Consider the following 14813-nt stretch of genomic DNA (forward strand, 5'->3'; position numbering starts at 1 on the left):
TGCGGGTCAACGGTCGGTCCACGCGGTCGCTTCTACATGCCTGTTTCGGTCGCGGCCGACGTCGTCGAAATCGAGAATCACGTCGAGGATCCGTTCGGCGGCGTTGCCGTCTCCGTATGGATTTGGCGCCAATTCGGGAGGCCGTGATTCCACCACTTGTTGGAGGACCTCGCTCGCTTCGCGGACGATTCGGCCCCGGTCGGTGCCGACCAATTGGGAGACACCGGCTTCCAGTCCTTCCGGCCGTTCCGTGGTGTCGCGCATGACCAGAACGGGAACCCCGAAGGTCGGGCCCTCCTCCTGAATCCCACCGGAATCGGTCAGGATTAGCGAGGATGCCTTCATCAGGTGAACGAATTCCTGGTAGCTGGCGGGCGGAAGGAGCCAGACGTTCTCGACCTCGTGCAGTAATTCGTTGGCAGGTTGCTGGACGTTTGGATTGAGGTGAACCGGGTAGACGAATTGCACTTGAGGGAATCGGATCGCCAAGTCGCGGATTGCCAGGCAGAGTTGACGGAACGGTTCTCCAAAACTCTCCCGGCGGTGCGCGGTGATGAGGACCAACGGAAGCTTCGGGTCAATCTCGCGGAATGCGCTGCGGTCCCAGTCGAACGGTTGGCCGCTGACCTCCAGCAAAGCGTCGACCACGGTGTTGCCGGTGACATGGATTCGTTCGGGGAGGACTCCCTCGCGGATCAAGTTGTCGGCCGTGGCGTCGGTTGGGGCGAAGTAGGCATGGGCGATCAAGTCGATGGCCCGACGGTTGAACTCTTCCGGAAAGGGACGGCGATTGTCGTAAGTCCGCAGGCCGGCCTCCACGTGACCAATCCGGATGTTATGGTAGAAGGAAACCAACGCTCCCGCCATCGCCGACGTGGTGTCTCCCTGGACCAGCACCCAATCGGGAGATACCCTTGATACAACCTCGTCGAGCTCGCGGACCAGGCGGGCGGTCAGCGCGGACAGCGTTTGGCCCGGCGTCATCACATTGAGATCGAAGTCGGGAGCGATATCGAACAGTTGCAGGACCTGATCGAGCATCTCACGGTGTTGGGCCGTGATGCAGACCACCGGGGAGAGTCCCCGTCGTTGAGCTTCCTTGAGAATCGGAGCCATTTTGATGGCTTCCGGTCGAGTGCCGAAGATAAAAAGAATTTTCATAGATTACGGTTCAGGAGAGTCGCCGGGGTGGCGCGGACGGGGGATAGGTCAGGACGCGCCGATTGGGGGGATTGGGCCATCGATTCGCGCAAGAGGGCGATGAGCGGCGTCACTTGTTCTTCCATGCAGAGGGTGGATTGGAACAATGAGTGGGCGGCGGCCTTCATTTTGGAAACCTTCCGCGGGTTTTCAAGGAGGTATGTAATGGATTTCCGGATACCGTCATCGGTCACGGGCCGCGGAAAAAACAGGCCGCATCCCGCAGCGGTCGTTTCGGCCCGAATACAGCATTCGCTGTCGGATAGGATGGCCAAACCGCATTTTAGATACTCGTAGAGTTTTCCTGGTGCGGAGAAACGGGTGTTCAACGTGTCGCCCCGGTAGGTGGCGAAGCCGACATCGGCTTCCTCGAGCACGTGGGGGAGTTCCCGGTAGGGGACCTCGTCGATCCAATCGATGTTTTCCGGATGCCGGGTTTGCCTTAAGGCCGATTCGACTTCGGATTCGGCGAGAGGATGTTTCGGTCCGAGAAGAAGCAGATGAACGCCGTGGGGGAAGGAGCCGACGGCTCGGATCAGACTGTCAGCCCCGTAACGATTGCCAATCGCTCCGCTGTAGATGATTCGAATGGTTCCGGGGGCGCGGTCGGCGAGAATTCGCATCGCTTGGCGGGTGCGTTCCGAGAGGGGTTCTCCGGTGGATCCGTGGGAGGTTCTTCGCGGAGCGTTTTGAATCACCATTGTTTGGCGGGCGTTGCAGTCGGGCCGCAAGGCCAAATGGAGCGCGAGGCGCGAAACAGTCGGGGTCACAATGGCGTCCGCCCGGCTCCAGCATGAAGCGCTGAAACGGAAAAGTTGACGTTCGGCCAAGCTGAAGCGTTCGAGTTCGGGATATTCCAGGAGCCAGTTAACTCGGTGTCGGACATTCCGAGGACCGGTGCAGCGTTGCAGAATCGAGGCCGGGTCGTTGAAGGCGATCAGAACCTCCGGATTCTCCCGAAGGATAAACGAGCGGGCGCGGATCAGAAATTCGAAGAGGGCGGCCGGCTTGCGTAGTTTATCCCATCCGATCCGACGGGATGAGACCGGCAACCGGACAATATCGAATCCGGGTTCGAGCCGTTCGTGTTCGGGTAGTTCGCGGGCTTGATAACCGACGAGTGTCGCCGAAAAGCCGGCCCGGGCGAGTTCCGCGGCCGCATTGAAAAAAGGGGGGACGTTCCAGATCGGATGCGCGGCTACCAGGATGGCCTTCGGGCCGTGTCGATGGTTGGCGGATACATTGGATTCGAGCATGGGTGATGAACTGGGAGACGGTTAAGCGCCGGAGACAGTGAGCCAGTCCGGATGGCTGGCGGCATGCTCGGCGATTTCATGGAGAATTTCCCGGATGGAGGTTTGCGGCTGCCAATTCAGTTCGCGGTTGGCACGCCCATGGTCGAGGACCATCCAGGGAATGTCGAATTCGCGGGGCGCCGGATCGGAGGCGACATTACCCCCGGGGAAACGGGCCTCGCACCAATCGGTCAATTGGCGAAGCGACATTGAATTGCGGATTCCCCCGCTGAAATTGAAGACTCGTTCGCTCGTCTGCGGTCCTTCCAGTTGTCGGCGGATTGCCGGAACGAGATCGCGGGGATGGAGGCAGTCGCGGACCTGATGTCCGTTTCCTCCAAAACCGATGTAACGAAGCGGCCGCTTCTCGCGGTATGAGTGAATCCAATACGAGAAGATGCCTTGGTCCGGACGTCCGAATTGTCCGGCACCCGCAAGGACGCCGCAGCGGTTGATCCAAGCGGGAAAATCGAAAGCCGATCCGTATTCGAGGGCGAGTTGCTCGGAGGCGAGTTTGGTTGTGCCATACAGGGAGAGCGGCGGTTGGGTCGGGTAGGACTCGTCGATTCCGGCAGGACTGAGACCGGGCGGAAAGGAGGAATTTTCCACTGGATGAAAGCGGTGGTCGTTGACCTCGTATTTGATGTCGTTCAGCGGTTGGATGGAATAGACCCGGCTGGTGCTGAGCAGGATGAAACCGGCTTTCCGGGCTTTGCAGAATTCGAGAAGATTGACGGTCCCCCAGAGGTTGTGCTCGATCAATTGCCGGCTGCTGGTACGCCCGTCAACTCCGGCCAAGACGCTGGGGTTGGCGGCGGCGTCGATGACGAAATCGACATTGGGAAGGACTTCGAGGTCGGATGGATTCCGAATGTCTCCATGGAGAATCCGAACGCCGAGGGCCGTCAATCCCGAGCGATTGCGCTCGCTCCCGGATCGGCTGAAGTTATCGAGTCCGATAATCTCGATGCCGTCGGTCGCCTCGATCAAGGCCCGGGCCAAGGTGCTTCCGGCGAAGCCGGCTATTCCGGTGATCAGAAACCTCATTCAGACGGCCGCGAGAGAGGTGCGGGTTTGCCATGCTTCGGTTATCTGGCGAATGATCTCCTCCAGCGGAACGGTGATACTCCATTTGGGATAATGGGATTTCATCTTTCGGAGGTCGCTGTAGTAGCAGATGTGATCTCCGATCCGGTGTTCGTCGCGATAGGTGTAGATTTGTTCTCGGCCCGAACATTGGGCGACCAGATCGAAGGCTTCCAGAATCGAACACGAGTTCTCCTTGCCACCACCGAGATTGTAAACTTCGCCGGGTCGCGGGTTTTCGAAGAAGGCATGCATGAATCGCACCACATCAAGGGCATGGATGTTGTCCCGGACTTGTTTGCCTTTGTATCCGTAGACCTGATATTCCCGTCCCTCCAAGTTGCATTTGATCAGGTAGCTGAGGAAACCGTGCAATTCGACTCCACTGTGGTGCGGACCGGTCAGACAGCCGCCACGCAAACAGCAGGTCGGCATGTTGAAATATCGTCCGTATTCCTGGACCATCAGGTCGCCGGCCGCCTTCGAGGCGCCAAAGAGGGAGTGAAGGGATTGGTCGGTGGGAAAGTTCTCGGCGATGCCGTGGTTAAAAGCGGGATCATCGAATTCCCAACGGGTTTTGAGTTCCTTGAGTTTGATTCGGTTGGGCCGGTCGCCGTAGACCTTGTTGGTCGACATGTGGATGAAGGGCGACTCCCGGCAATGGTTGCGGGCGGCTTCCAGGAGATTCACCGTGCCGACCGCGTTGATGTCGAAATCGACCAGCGGAATTTTTGCGGCCAGGTCATGGGACGGTTGGGCGGCGGTGTGAACGATCAGGTCGGGACGAGTTTTGCGAAGTAAATCGTCGACGGCGGAGCGGTCGCGAATGTCGGCCTCCGTGTGGACGAAATTCGGCAGCGAGGAGATCAATCGCTGCTGATTCCAGCGGGTGTCTCCCTGCGGTCCGAAGAATTTTTTTCGTTGGTTGTTGTCGAGACCGAAGACTTGAAAACCTTGTTCGTGGAAATACGAACAGACTTCCGAGCCGATCAGTCCGGAGGAGCCAGTGACGAGTATTTTTTTCATGAGAGGAAGGTTCAGGAGCGATGGATCGCGGGATTGAGTAATGAATCGTTTGACCGTGCGCGGTTGGCCTCGCCACGTAGGAGAGAAGGCGCCGGGTTCGCGAGGAGTCGGGTTCGGAATTGATCCGGTGAATATTGTTTCCGTGCGGCGTGTCGGCGCTCTTCGGCGCTCGCTTGAAATGATGTAATCTGGTCGGCCATCCGGAGAATCGCGTCGACCAGGCTATCCACGTCCTCGTTTTGAAAACCGATGCCGGCGGCGAACTCGCGGGCCATTTCTTCCATCCAGGTTCCTTGGGTGTAAACGAGTGGAATGCCGGAAATCGCGGCCTCGATGGCGACCCGGGAGACGCGGGCGTAATAGGAGTTCACCCGATACGGGAGAATCATAGCGTCGGTTTCGGCGAGGTATTGCCGGTAGCGTGCTCCATCGACCGCTTGAGTAACGAAGGTCACAGCCGGATCGTTCAACAGGAATGGATCACGAGTGACTGGTGTGCCATCGGGCATCGGGAAGTCGTCAACCCATTGCACCACAAACCGAATGTCTCGGTCGGGGTGTTTTTGGCGAATGGCCAGGATGGCGTTCTGCAGAAGGTCGGAACCTTTTTCATGGCGGGCGAAACCGAAACACGAGAACGTGAGGCGGTGACCGCTTTCATCGAGGGATGGACGGCGGGGTTTCACCTCGGGAAATCGAACCGGGTGGGGAAGGAGCCGGAAGGGGAGGCCGCAAAAATTTTGATACTCGCGGGCCATACCTTCGGTTTCCGCTGCCAGTATCACTTCGCCCGTCTCGACCAGCGGACGGAGTCGGCGGAGGAAGAAGCGGAACATCGCGGTTTTCGGATTCCGGGGAAAACGGGGGGCGGTGTGCGGGCCCTGATAAACGCCCTGGCCGTTGACGAAGAAGAGAACCAGCCGATTGTATTTGGACTTTCGGTACTTAGTGGCGAGGATCGACCAAGCGATCAAGTGATGGATAAGGATGGTGGGGGCCAGAATGGTGTCGTTTTTCCGCGAGTCGCGCAGATAGGCATCTACCGCGCGGAATAAGCTCCAGTTGTGGCGGAAAACTCCGAGATAACGAAGGATCGGATTGGGATGATCCTGGCGGCGGTCCCAAGCCGATCGCGGCAGGATCGGAAGGGCGTTTAAATCTTTGAGAATTATCGGATCGGCCTCACGGTGGGCGATCACCGATACGGAATCTCCTCGATCGCGGCAGGCGTCGCGGATGGATTGAATGTATTCAAACCAGTGTCCCTTCAGGGTGTGCAACGCTTCTTCGACGATGAGCAAGCTGCCGGGGGCAGGGCTCGGTTGGGCGTCGGTTGGTGCGGTTGCTTTCATGGTGGCTGTTCAGGAGATGGAGGTGAATGGCCGGGGAAGTCCTCCGGCGTAACTCCAATCGGCGTCGACATTGAACGGGAACCAGGCCCGGTCGGTGGTTACTTTACCGGTTCCATAGAAATCCCCCGCTTCCACTTCGAAACAGGCGATCGGTTCGGTTGGAAAGTCGCACAGGTCGGCGTCCCACTCGACACGGGCGTAAACGAGGTAGCGGCCCGGATTCAAGGGCAGGCGCCGGATGCGGCAATGGAATTCGCCGTTGGAGTCGAGGTGGTGGAACTGGTCCCCGGTGTGGTAATTGTAAAGGGTGAAGAGTGGGTCGCCATTAAGAGCATGGACGCTGACCCCGACCGCTATGTTGCCGCGGATTTCGGAGGCTTCGGATTCGTAGCCGATGGCGAGGGAAAGGTCACCGCCGGAGAGGGCGGCTCCGATCTCGTCGCCGGTCGGCTCCATCAAACGAAAACCGTTGATACGGATCCGACCATCGCCCTCGCGTGGCAGGTTGCGAATATCACTTCCGTCGACTGACTCGCTGCATTGTTTCAGGTATTCGCGGATGCCGGTTTTCGGGTCGGTGATCATCTTGATCCGGCCTTCCTCCATCACGATCACCTTTTGGCAGAGGCGTTCGATGCACCCCATGTTGTGACTGACGAAGAGCACGGTCCGGCCATCGCCCCGGGCGACGTCCTGCATTTTGCCGATGCTCTTTTGCTGAAACTGGGCGTCGCCGACCGCCAGGACTTCGTCGACGATCAGGATCTCGGGTTCCAAATGAGCGGCGACGGCGAAGGCAAGTCGAACCATCATCCCCGAGGAATAGCGTTTGACGGGCGTGTCGATGAACCGCCGGACTCCGGAGAAATCAATAATTTCGTCGAACTTCTGGTCGATCTCCCGTTTCTTCATTCCGAGGATCGTGCCGTTGAGATAAACGTTCTCCCGACCGGTTAGTTCCGGATGAAAACCAGTCCCGACCTCCAACAAACTGGATACGCGTCCGAATACTTCCACCTGTCCCCGCGAAGGATCGGTGATTCGGGAGAGGACTTTGAGTAACGTGCTTTTGCCCGCGCCGTTTCTTCCGATGAAGCCGACGACTTCCCCCCGTTTAATTTCGAAATTGACGTCGCGCAAGGCCCAAAGCACGTCGGGATTCTGCGACTCCGCTTCGGAGAATCGACTGAGGCTTCGCAGGTAGCGGAAGTTGCGGAGCGGTTGTTTCGCCCATTTTAAACTGGCCGAAACCAGCGAGTCGGAGATCTCCTCCCGGAGTCCCAGGCGGAAGCATTTACTCAGGTTTTCGGCTCGAATCGCGGTCGGAGTCATAGGTTTTGAAGATGGGCGCTCATGCCACGTCGGCGAAGACGCGCTCCATGCGACGAAAGTAGAATGCGCCGGAGACGAAGAGACCGGTGGCGACTATCGCTCCCAAGGCGATGTAATCCCACGGCATCGGGTTGGTGCCGAGAAGGGCCGACCGGAATCCCTCGATCACCCCCACCAGCGGGTTGATAGCGTAAAAGAGCCGGAGGTGTTCCGGGATCAAAGTCACGGAGTAAACGACCGGGGACGCGTACATCAGGAGTTGCACGGCGAAGTTCATGCCGTAGCGGACGTCGCGGAACTGAATCGCCAGGGCGGTGAGCCACATGCCGATTCCGGCGACCGTCAAGGTCATCAGCAGGATCAATACTGGAAGGAAAACGACGTTCCAAGTCGGCATGACTCCGAAGAACGGCATCAGGATCAGCAGAAGAATGAAGGCGATGGTGAAATCGACCAGCTTCGCCATGACCGCCGTAAGCGGAATCATGATACGAGGAAAGTAGATCTTTTTCAGCATCTCCGCGCTGGTGACCAGGCTCGAACTTGAGTCGGTCATCGCATTGGAGAAGTAGGCCCACGGAACCATCGCGGTGAAACTGAAGATGGCGTATGGAACGCCATCGGAACCGATGTTGGCCAGTCGTCCGAAGATGATCGTGAAAATGATCATCGCGAAAACCGGCTGAATCACCGCCCATCCGATGCCCAGGACGGACTGCGCGTAGCGAACTTTGATATCCCGCCAGACGAGGAAGTAGAATAGGTCGCGGTAGTGGACCAATTCCCGACAATCGATTAGTTGCCATCCAGTCCTGGGTTTGAGAATGAAGTGCGGAACGGTCGTTGACATTTGAATACGCAAACGAAGGCCGGAGGGAATTAGATCGCTTGCGGCAACGGCTCGGTAATCGCCGGGGTCGGCAGGAGGGCGCATTGTTCCTGCCACAGACGGTCGCAGAGGCGTCCGGGAGGGACTTCCAGGTCGTCAAAGGTCAAGACTGTGTCGCGGGGAATATCGCGAACCACGCGGCAGCCTTCCGCCAATCCCATCGGGAGGAGGTTTTCGGAGCGGGCAACCGCCGCCTTTTCCGCCTGTCCGTAAATCGTGTAGCCCCCGATGCCGTCCAAAGTTTCGCCGGCTTTCAGGTCCCTTTTGGCCAGGGCGATCACCTCCACCGAAGGGGCGCCGAGGGGGGCCATGACCGGGTCCCGGAAGTCGACCACCCGGGCGATTGAGTTCGGGATCTCCAGGAAGCAGAGATGATAAGGAATATAGAAACTGTAGAGCGGACCGTCGCCGAGTTTGTAGAGTTTGAGGTTTTTTCGGACGAATGGGTCGTCGGACTTGGCGAAGATGAAGACGCCCGGACCGGGTTTCGCGCCAACCACGTAATCGACCGCACCTCCGATTTGTTCAAGTTCGTCCGCGTCGTATGCGGAGGTGAGCTCGTCGACGTGGCCGGAGAAGTCGCGGCCGATCATCCCGCGGCGGGTGACGGTCATCCCGGTGGCGTTGGCGATAGCCGCCTGCTCGAAGGAAATCTTGGTGCCATCGGCGAAGCTGGTGACCATATTCGCCCCTTGATCCCATTTGCGAGCGAACTCTGCCTGGGTGGCAGGGGTCCGGTAGGGGTCCTGGAGGCCCTTGATGTTTCCGCAGAGGAGGGGAGTAAGCCCCATGCCGCGGACGAAGCGGTGGAGATTGAGAGTGACACCCGGTTGGTCGCCGTCGGAACCGCTGAAGAGAACTCCGGCGTCATCGGCTCGTTTTTTCAAAATCGGGCCGAGAGTCGCTTCCAGTTCGGCGTTGACGAGAATGACTGGCTTTCCGTGAGCGAAGGCGTCGAGGCAGATGCGGCTGGCGAAGTCGATCGTACCGGTCACTTCCAGGATCACGTCGATCCCTTCCGCCTCACACAGGAGGGAGGGGTCGTCGGTGCAGCAAGGAATGCCGGCGGCGATATTTTGTTCGAGTTCCGGGACGGTCCGGACGTTGGAGAATTCGGTGACTTCTGCCTGGGCGAACGCTCGTTGCGCTCGTTCGAGATGGCGATTGGAGAGGGCGGCCACGGTGATTCCCGGGGTGTGCCGCATGATCTGGTGGACGATGGCGGTGCCGAGGGTGCCGGCGCCGACGATTCCGGCGCGGATCGGGCGGTTCTGCGCGGCGCGCCGGGCGAGTGCTGTATCGATGAGCAACATGGTTAGACGATGTTTTGTGCGGTTCGAACGTCGACTGGGGCTTCGATGGTTTGACCGAGCAACGGCCAGTTGGCGTCTTTTTCGGAAATGGATTCGACTGGCAGAGGCCAGGACAACTTGAGTGACGGATCGTCATAGCGGACGCCGCGCTCGTGTTCGGGGGAGTAGAACGCACCTGTCTGATAGAAGACTTCGGCGTCGTCGGTCAAGGTCTGGTAGCCGTGGCCGCACATCGGGGGAACGTAGAGGGCCCGGCGATTGTCGGCGGTCAGTTCGACGCCGACATGTTTAAGGAACGTCGGGGATTCCGGCCGGAGGTCGACGATTTGGTCGAAGATCGCGCCGCGGAGGCATCGGACGTATTTCGATTCGAGGGCGGGTGCGACCTGGTAGTGCATTCCCCGCAGGATTCCTTTGCCTCGGTTCACGCAGATATTGCATTGCGCCACCCGCGGGTTCAGGCCGTGCTCTTCGAATTCGCGGGAACAGAATGCCCGCGCGAAGAAGCCGCGTTCGTCGCTCTTCGGGTCGCATTCGATAATGAACGCCCCCTCGATTTCGGTTGGAATAAACTTCATGATGTAAGGATGAGAGATCAGGCAGGTTTGAGATATTCTTCGGCGTTCGGTCGTCGGATTCGGTTCGGCATCACCGCCGGAGCGAAGGCGTCGCTCATGTAGGTTTCGATTTGATCGCGGGTCATGGCGGCGATCTCCGTGGCGTTGCCACTCGCGGCGGCGCGGTACCAGGTAGCGGTCTGTTCGATGGTTTGCTCGAACGACCATTGTGGACGCCAACCGAGCAACCGGGTGGCCTTGCTGATGTCCAAGGTGAGAAGGGCCGCTTCATGGGGGGCGAATTCCGGCGAGTAGTCGGTCCAGTCGCCCGGCCAATGGAGGAGAAGTTCCTCGACGAGTTCCTTCACGGTCCGTTCCGATGAATAGTCGGGACCGAAATTGAAGGCGTCCATCTCCCGGTGGTCCGCGGTCTGCTCGGAGTCGTTGTCCGGATGGATCCGTGCGCCGAGATGGAGATAACCGCCGAGTGGTTCCAGAACATGTTGCCAGGGGCGGATCGCATGGCGGTTGCGGACCGGAATCGGAGTATTCGTCATTAAATGCCGGATACAATCCGGAACGATCCGGTCGGCGGCCCAATCGCCACCTCCGATGACATTGCCCGCGCGGGTGGTGACCACTCTGACTGGTCCCGGTTGATCATCCTCCCCGCCGAAGAAGGAGCGGCGATAAGAACTGACCGCCAGTTCGGCGCAGGCTTTGCTGGAGCTGTATGGGTCGTGGCCCCCGAGTTTGTCATCCTCGCGGTAGCCGTGTTTGACGCCGGTGTTTTCGTAGCATTTGTCGGTGGTGATCATCACCGCCGAGCAAGGACGATTCCGGATCCGCAATGCCTCCAGGACCCGGAGGGTGCCGAGAAAGTTGACCTCCAGAGTTTCCACCGGATCGGTGTAGGAACGTCGCACCAGCGGCTGGGCCGCGAGGTGGAAGACGACGTCCGGCTGCCAATCGTCCAAGAGCCGTGCGACCGCCCGTCCGTCGCGGACGTCGCCGATTTGATGGCGCATCCGTTTTTCAAGTCCGAGTTGACGGAACAGGGACGGGTCGGTGTCCGGTTCGAGTGAGAGTCCGGCGACGTCGGCCCCGAGCATCAGGAGCCACTCACAGAGCCAGGCACCCTTGAAGCCGGTGTGCCCGGTGACGAGAACTCGTCGACCCCGATAAAAATCCTCCAGCCCCGGAAGGGTGGTGCGTGCGTAAGGAATCGTATTCATGGTCGGTCAGACGACGCCGGTTTGGGCGAGCCGCGTGGGGAAGGCTTCGGTGTGACAGGCTTTCTCCTCGCGGCCCCAGATTTTCCAGGGCGCTTTGCCGGCGTCCCACATCCGGTTGAGCATCAGGAACTCCTGGTAGGTATCCATCGGCTGCCAGAAGTCCGTGTGAAGGTAGGCGTTCAGTTTGCCGTCGGCGCTGAGATTGCGGAGCGGATCCTGTTCGAGCATCATGTTCGGGTCGTCCGGCAGATAGTTGAAGATCTCGCGATTGCAGACCATGTAGCCGCCGTTGATGTAGCCGCCTTCGACTTGCGGTTTTTCGTTGAACCCGCTCACCTCGGTTCCCCGGCGCATTGCCAGTTCGCCAAAGCGCCCGGGGGGATGGACCGCGGTGAGGGTGACTGCTTTGCCGGAGGCCCGGTGGTGGTCGATGGATGCCGGAATGTTCATTGGGCCGACGCCGTCGCCGTAGGTGAAGAGGAACTCCTCGTCATCGCCGAGGTATTTCTCGACCTGGCGGAGCCGGTAGGCGGTCATGGAGTTTTCTCCGGTCTCGGCGAGGGTGACGCTCCAATCTTCCTCGGTGTGGCCGTTGTGAAATTTGGCGTCCGGTTTATGGCCGAGTTGGAGGGTGATATCGCAGGTATTCCAGATGTAGTTGCGGAAATAGTCCTTGATGATATCACCCTTGTAACCGAGGCAGAGAATAAACTCTTTAAAGCCATGGTGGGCGTAGATTTTCATGATGTGCCAGAGGATCGGACGGTTGCCGATCGGCAGCATTGGTTTTGGGCGGAACTCGGTTTCTTCGCGTAACCGGGTGCCTTTGCCTCCACATAGGATCACTACTTTCATAATATTTCTCAGGAGAGATGGTTGGTGGTTCGTGTGGTTAGATTTCGATTCCGCGAGGCGGCCCATCCTGATTTCGAGCAGGCTTCGCCCCGTCACTTCCCCTCTCGGGTTGTTTCTTGAGAGTCATAAAAATCGGGAGACTGAGACGTTGAAGTTTCAGTTCGGAGCCGGCTTTCGCCTGCTCCCTCGGTCCGCGAAAGAGAATACAAGAGGTGGAGACGGCTTTCAATCGGGGTTCCTCCCCTTCCGCTGTTGCGAAAGATTGCCTAGAAACCCTGGGGCAAAGCCGCATGACCGGCCCCGGGCTACGGATTGCTGGAGACTTCGGGTGGATTCCGATTCAGTCGGGCCCGCAAGGCTTTGTAATAGAACCGGAGGACGGTTCGAACCAAGGCCGGATTGAACCGGGCGGTGATCAGTTGTTTGATGGTTTCGAGATCGCCCGGCCGCTCGAAGAAGTTGATGGACTCCAGGTAGGCTTCGGCGGTCATTTGATCCACTCCATCCAAAATCAGTCGTTGTTTGGCGGGGTGGTGCGACCGGATCAGGTTCTGGAGAGCGTGATCTTTGCGGACGAATCTTCGGAATTCCCGGCCCGCTTCGTCGATCGAATTCGAAGGCGTTCTTTGAGTCTGTTGAAACTGATGGGCGCGAAAGTAGAAAACGGCCTCCGGGCAGAAAACCACTTGTCCGGCAAGCGCCAGTTGGAGGAAAATAAGATTGTCGGAATTAAAGCCGCACGTGAAAGGCTGGTAGCGTAGCCGCCGCATCGATTCCGTTCGGGCCATGATCGTGACCAGGTTCGACACCGGCAGATTGTCGTGATTCCACAACCAGTCGATCGTGAAATCGATACCCTCCCGGACCGGGCTCGGGGAGCGAGGGAGTGTGTGCGTGATGTTACCTTCGATGTCGATGGCGGCGTTCGCCGGAATGGCGACGGTGGCGCGGTTGTTGCGGAGCAGACCATCGGCCAAGTGCCGGATGAAGGATGGATTGATCCGATCGTCGTCGGAAAGCAGTACGAAGAACTCCCCTGATGCTTCGGCGAGGAGTTGGTTGAAATGGCTGATGATCGGAACCCGGGTTTCGTTGCGTCGGTAGCGGAGGCGAGGGTCGGCGTCGACCATAGGGGCGACGAATTGTTGGGTGCCGTCGGTGGACCCGTTGTCGGAGATCAGAATCTCGAGGTTTTCATAATCCTGATCCAATGCGTCGCGGATACTCTCACGCAGGTAGGTGAGGCGGTTTCCGGTGGGGATCGCCACAGTCACGGACGGCTTCACCTTTTTCGGCTTTGCCTCAGCCTGACGCCGGGGACGGGAAGAGGTCTTCGAGTTCGTCATAAATTTTAGAATACAAGGTCGCTTGTTGTTGAAGGGAAAACCGTTCCACAGTGATGCGACGGGCTGCTTCCCCCATCCGAGGAAGCGCGTCGCGGTGGTCGATCATCCAACGGATTTTCCGGGCCAGTTCGGCGACGTCGCCGACCGGGGCCAACAGACCATTTTGTCCGTCGATTATCATGTCGGGGATTCCTCCCGCCGCGAAGCCGATGACCGGGGTGCCGCAAGCCATCGCTTCGAGAGCCGTCAGACCGAAAGCCTCCTGGACTGATGGAATGATAAAACAATCACCCGCGCTGTAGAACAGCGACAGCAAGGTATCGCTGGACATGTGGCCGAGGTGGATGTGTGGGAAAGGAGTCTCGAAACCCTCTTCGGCATTTCCGGCGGAGAGCAGGTGAAGCGGTGTGTCGGGGGGGAGAGTTTGCAGTGCTTCGAGGAGCAGGGAGAATCCTTTGCGGCGATTGCTCAGGTGGTCGGCGGCGAACAAAACCACGAAACTTTCCGGCGGGATCTCAAGAGCGGCGCGCAAGGAAGCTCCATCCCGCGGACGAAACGTCTTCGGATCGATCCCGCAGTGGACGATGCGAATGTCGAAACGGGAGAACAAACTGCTGTTGGCCGCTTCCCTTGCCATCCAGCGACTCCCGGCTACAATCCGGATTTTTTCGGGGGACAGGTGGGCCAAGGCGTCCGCTTTTCGCCGATGGATCGCATGGGAGAGGTCAGCCGGATCGGTGGAACCGAGCTGGGGACAGGCGCCGCATTCGTTCCGGAATTTGCCGCAACCCAGATCGTAGTGGCAGCCTCCGGTGAACGGATTCATGTCGTGCAAGGTCCACACGATGGGTCGGCGGCTTCCCGCAAACGAAAAGAATTTCCGATAATCGATGAAGTCGGAGATCCAGTGGAGATTCAGGAGGCCGGAGTCGGGAAGTTGCCGAAGGAGATCGCCCCCGAAAGGCGACCGATCATCGCGGAAATGTTCGCATCCGGCCGGACGGGTCGGGTGGTAACGGGCTTGTTCGCGGTAGAGGAAATGTTTCCGAAGGATCCGTTGGATTCTGGGAAGCGCGGCAGGGGTCGGCCGGTATTGAATAGTATCAGGTTCTCCGGTTTCCTTCTCAAGGACGAACATCCGCGAGTCTACCTCACGCTCACGTAAGGTATGGTGAAGTCGGTAAGCGGCTCTGGCGGCACCGCCGGATCTCTCGGAGGCGCTGACATGCACGATTTTTCGTCCAACGGGTGCAGAACGTTGCGCCGCAGCGGGCCAGGCTCGGCCGCCGGGATGGGACCGAACGATGATGTCGTGATTCGTGGGCAT

13 protein-coding genes are annotated in these 14813 nt (G+C 58.9%); all 13 read right to left on the reverse strand.

What is annotated here, in order from left to right; translation table 11 throughout:
• Positions 1-6: 6 nt before the first annotated feature.
• Entirely contained in the window at positions 7-1161 is a 1155-nt protein-coding gene (wecB, locus tag ACWUI2_RS13595; RefSeq protein ID WP_486983395.1) for a non-hydrolyzing UDP-N-acetylglucosamine 2-epimerase, read from the reverse strand.
• Positions 1158-2456: a glycosyltransferase gene (locus tag ACWUI2_RS13600; RefSeq protein WP_486983396.1), complete on the reverse strand. Its 1299-nt coding sequence runs from the start codon at positions 2454-2456 to the stop codon at positions 1158-1160. Before ACWUI2_RS13600 ends, wecB begins: the two co-directional genes overlap by 4 nt.
• Before the next feature lie 21 nt (positions 2457-2477).
• On the reverse strand, positions 2478-3542 hold the full coding sequence (locus ACWUI2_RS13605; protein ID WP_486983397.1) for an NAD-dependent epimerase/dehydratase family protein: 1065 nt from the start codon (positions 3540-3542) through the stop codon (positions 2478-2480).
• Positions 3543-4607 carry an NAD-dependent epimerase/dehydratase family protein gene (locus ACWUI2_RS13610; RefSeq protein WP_486983398.1) on the reverse strand — a complete coding sequence of 355 codons (1065 nt, stop codon included), beginning with the start codon at positions 4605-4607 and terminating at the stop codon, positions 3543-3545. It lies immediately after the preceding gene.
• Between the two features lie 11 nt (positions 4608-4618).
• The gene (locus tag ACWUI2_RS13615) at positions 4619-5959 is read right to left on the reverse strand and encodes a glycosyltransferase (protein WP_486983399.1); all 1341 of its coding nucleotides are present in this window, start codon (positions 5957-5959) and stop codon (positions 4619-4621) included.
• A gap of 9 nt (positions 5960-5968) precedes the next feature.
• A complete protein-coding gene (locus ACWUI2_RS13620) occupies positions 5969-7291 on the reverse strand; it encodes an ABC transporter ATP-binding protein (protein ID WP_486983400.1) in 1323 nt (440 codons plus the stop codon).
• A gap of 19 nt (positions 7292-7310) precedes the next feature.
• On the reverse strand, positions 7311-8141 hold the full coding sequence (locus ACWUI2_RS13625) for an ABC transporter permease (RefSeq protein ID WP_486983401.1): 831 nt from the start codon (positions 8139-8141) through the stop codon (positions 7311-7313).
• Positions 8142-8170: 29 nt separating this feature from the next.
• Complete coding sequence (locus ACWUI2_RS13630) at positions 8171-9493, reverse strand: NAD(P)H-dependent oxidoreductase (protein ID WP_486983402.1); 1323 nt, start codon at positions 9491-9493, stop codon at positions 8171-8173.
• 2 nt (positions 9494-9495) lie between these two features.
• Entirely contained in the window at positions 9496-10071 is a 576-nt protein-coding gene (rfbC, locus tag ACWUI2_RS13635) for a dTDP-4-dehydrorhamnose 3,5-epimerase (RefSeq protein WP_486983403.1), read from the reverse strand.
• Positions 10072-10088: 17 nt separating this feature from the next.
• Positions 10089-11285 carry a CDP-glucose 4,6-dehydratase gene (rfbG, locus tag ACWUI2_RS13640; RefSeq protein ID WP_486983404.1) on the reverse strand — a complete coding sequence of 399 codons (1197 nt, stop codon included), beginning with the start codon at positions 11283-11285 and terminating at the stop codon, positions 10089-10091.
• A 6-nt stretch (positions 11286-11291) separates the two neighbouring features.
• A complete protein-coding gene (gene rfbF, locus ACWUI2_RS13645; protein ID WP_486983405.1) occupies positions 11292-12140 on the reverse strand; it encodes a glucose-1-phosphate cytidylyltransferase in 849 nt (282 codons plus the stop codon).
• A gap of 305 nt (positions 12141-12445) precedes the next feature.
• The gene (locus ACWUI2_RS13650) at positions 12446-13486 is read right to left on the reverse strand and encodes a glycosyltransferase family A protein (protein ID WP_486983406.1); all 1041 of its coding nucleotides are present in this window, start codon (positions 13484-13486) and stop codon (positions 12446-12448) included.
• Positions 13443-14624: a glycosyltransferase gene (locus ACWUI2_RS13655; RefSeq protein ID WP_486983407.1), complete on the reverse strand. Its 1182-nt coding sequence runs from the start codon at positions 14622-14624 to the stop codon at positions 13443-13445. Before ACWUI2_RS13655 ends, ACWUI2_RS13650 begins: the two co-directional genes overlap by 44 nt.
• Positions 14625-14813 lie beyond the last annotated feature (189 nt).

It is taken from the genome of Verruconatronum alginivorum (genome assembly GCF_056590205.1).

What these genes read in the sequence shown, in the direction of transcription:
- ACWUI2_RS13615 (WP_486983399.1), bottom strand. Translation starts at nt 5,959, where the DNA reads ATGAAAGCAACCGCACCAACCGACGCCCAACCGAGCCCTGCCCCCGGC.
- wecB (WP_486983395.1), bottom strand. Translation starts at nt 1,161, where the DNA reads ATGAAAATTCTTTTTATCTTCGGCACTCGACCGGAAGCCATCAAAATG.
- ACWUI2_RS13630 (WP_486983402.1), bottom strand. Translation starts at nt 9,493, where the DNA reads ATGTTGCTCATCGATACAGCACTCGCCCGGCGCGCCGCGCAGAACCGC.
- rfbF (WP_486983405.1), bottom strand. Translation starts at nt 12,140, where the DNA reads ATGAAAGTAGTGATCCTATGTGGAGGCAAAGGCACCCGGTTACGCGAA.
- ACWUI2_RS13650 (WP_486983406.1), bottom strand. Translation starts at nt 13,486, where the DNA reads ATGACGAACTCGAAGACCTCTTCCCGTCCCCGGCGTCAGGCTGAGGCA.
- ACWUI2_RS13600 (WP_486983396.1), bottom strand. Translation starts at nt 2,456, where the DNA reads ATGCTCGAATCCAATGTATCCGCCAACCATCGACACGGCCCGAAGGCC.
- ACWUI2_RS13655 (WP_486983407.1), bottom strand. Translation starts at nt 14,624, where the DNA reads ATGTTCGTCCTTGAGAAGGAAACCGGAGAACCTGATACTATTCAATAC.
- ACWUI2_RS13605 (WP_486983397.1), bottom strand. Translation starts at nt 3,542, where the DNA reads ATGAGGTTTCTGATCACCGGAATAGCCGGCTTCGCCGGAAGCACCTTG.
- ACWUI2_RS13610 (WP_486983398.1), bottom strand. Translation starts at nt 4,607, where the DNA reads ATGAAAAAAATACTCGTCACTGGCTCCTCCGGACTGATCGGCTCGGAA.
- rfbC (WP_486983403.1), bottom strand. Translation starts at nt 10,071, where the DNA reads ATGAAGTTTATTCCAACCGAAATCGAGGGGGCGTTCATTATCGAATGC.
- ACWUI2_RS13625 (WP_486983401.1), bottom strand. Translation starts at nt 8,141, where the DNA reads ATGTCAACGACCGTTCCGCACTTCATTCTCAAACCCAGGACTGGATGG.
- ACWUI2_RS13620 (WP_486983400.1), bottom strand. Translation starts at nt 7,291, where the DNA reads ATGACTCCGACCGCGATTCGAGCCGAAAACCTGAGTAAATGCTTCCGC.
- rfbG (WP_486983404.1), bottom strand. Translation starts at nt 11,285, where the DNA reads ATGAATACGATTCCTTACGCACGCACCACCCTTCCGGGGCTGGAGGAT.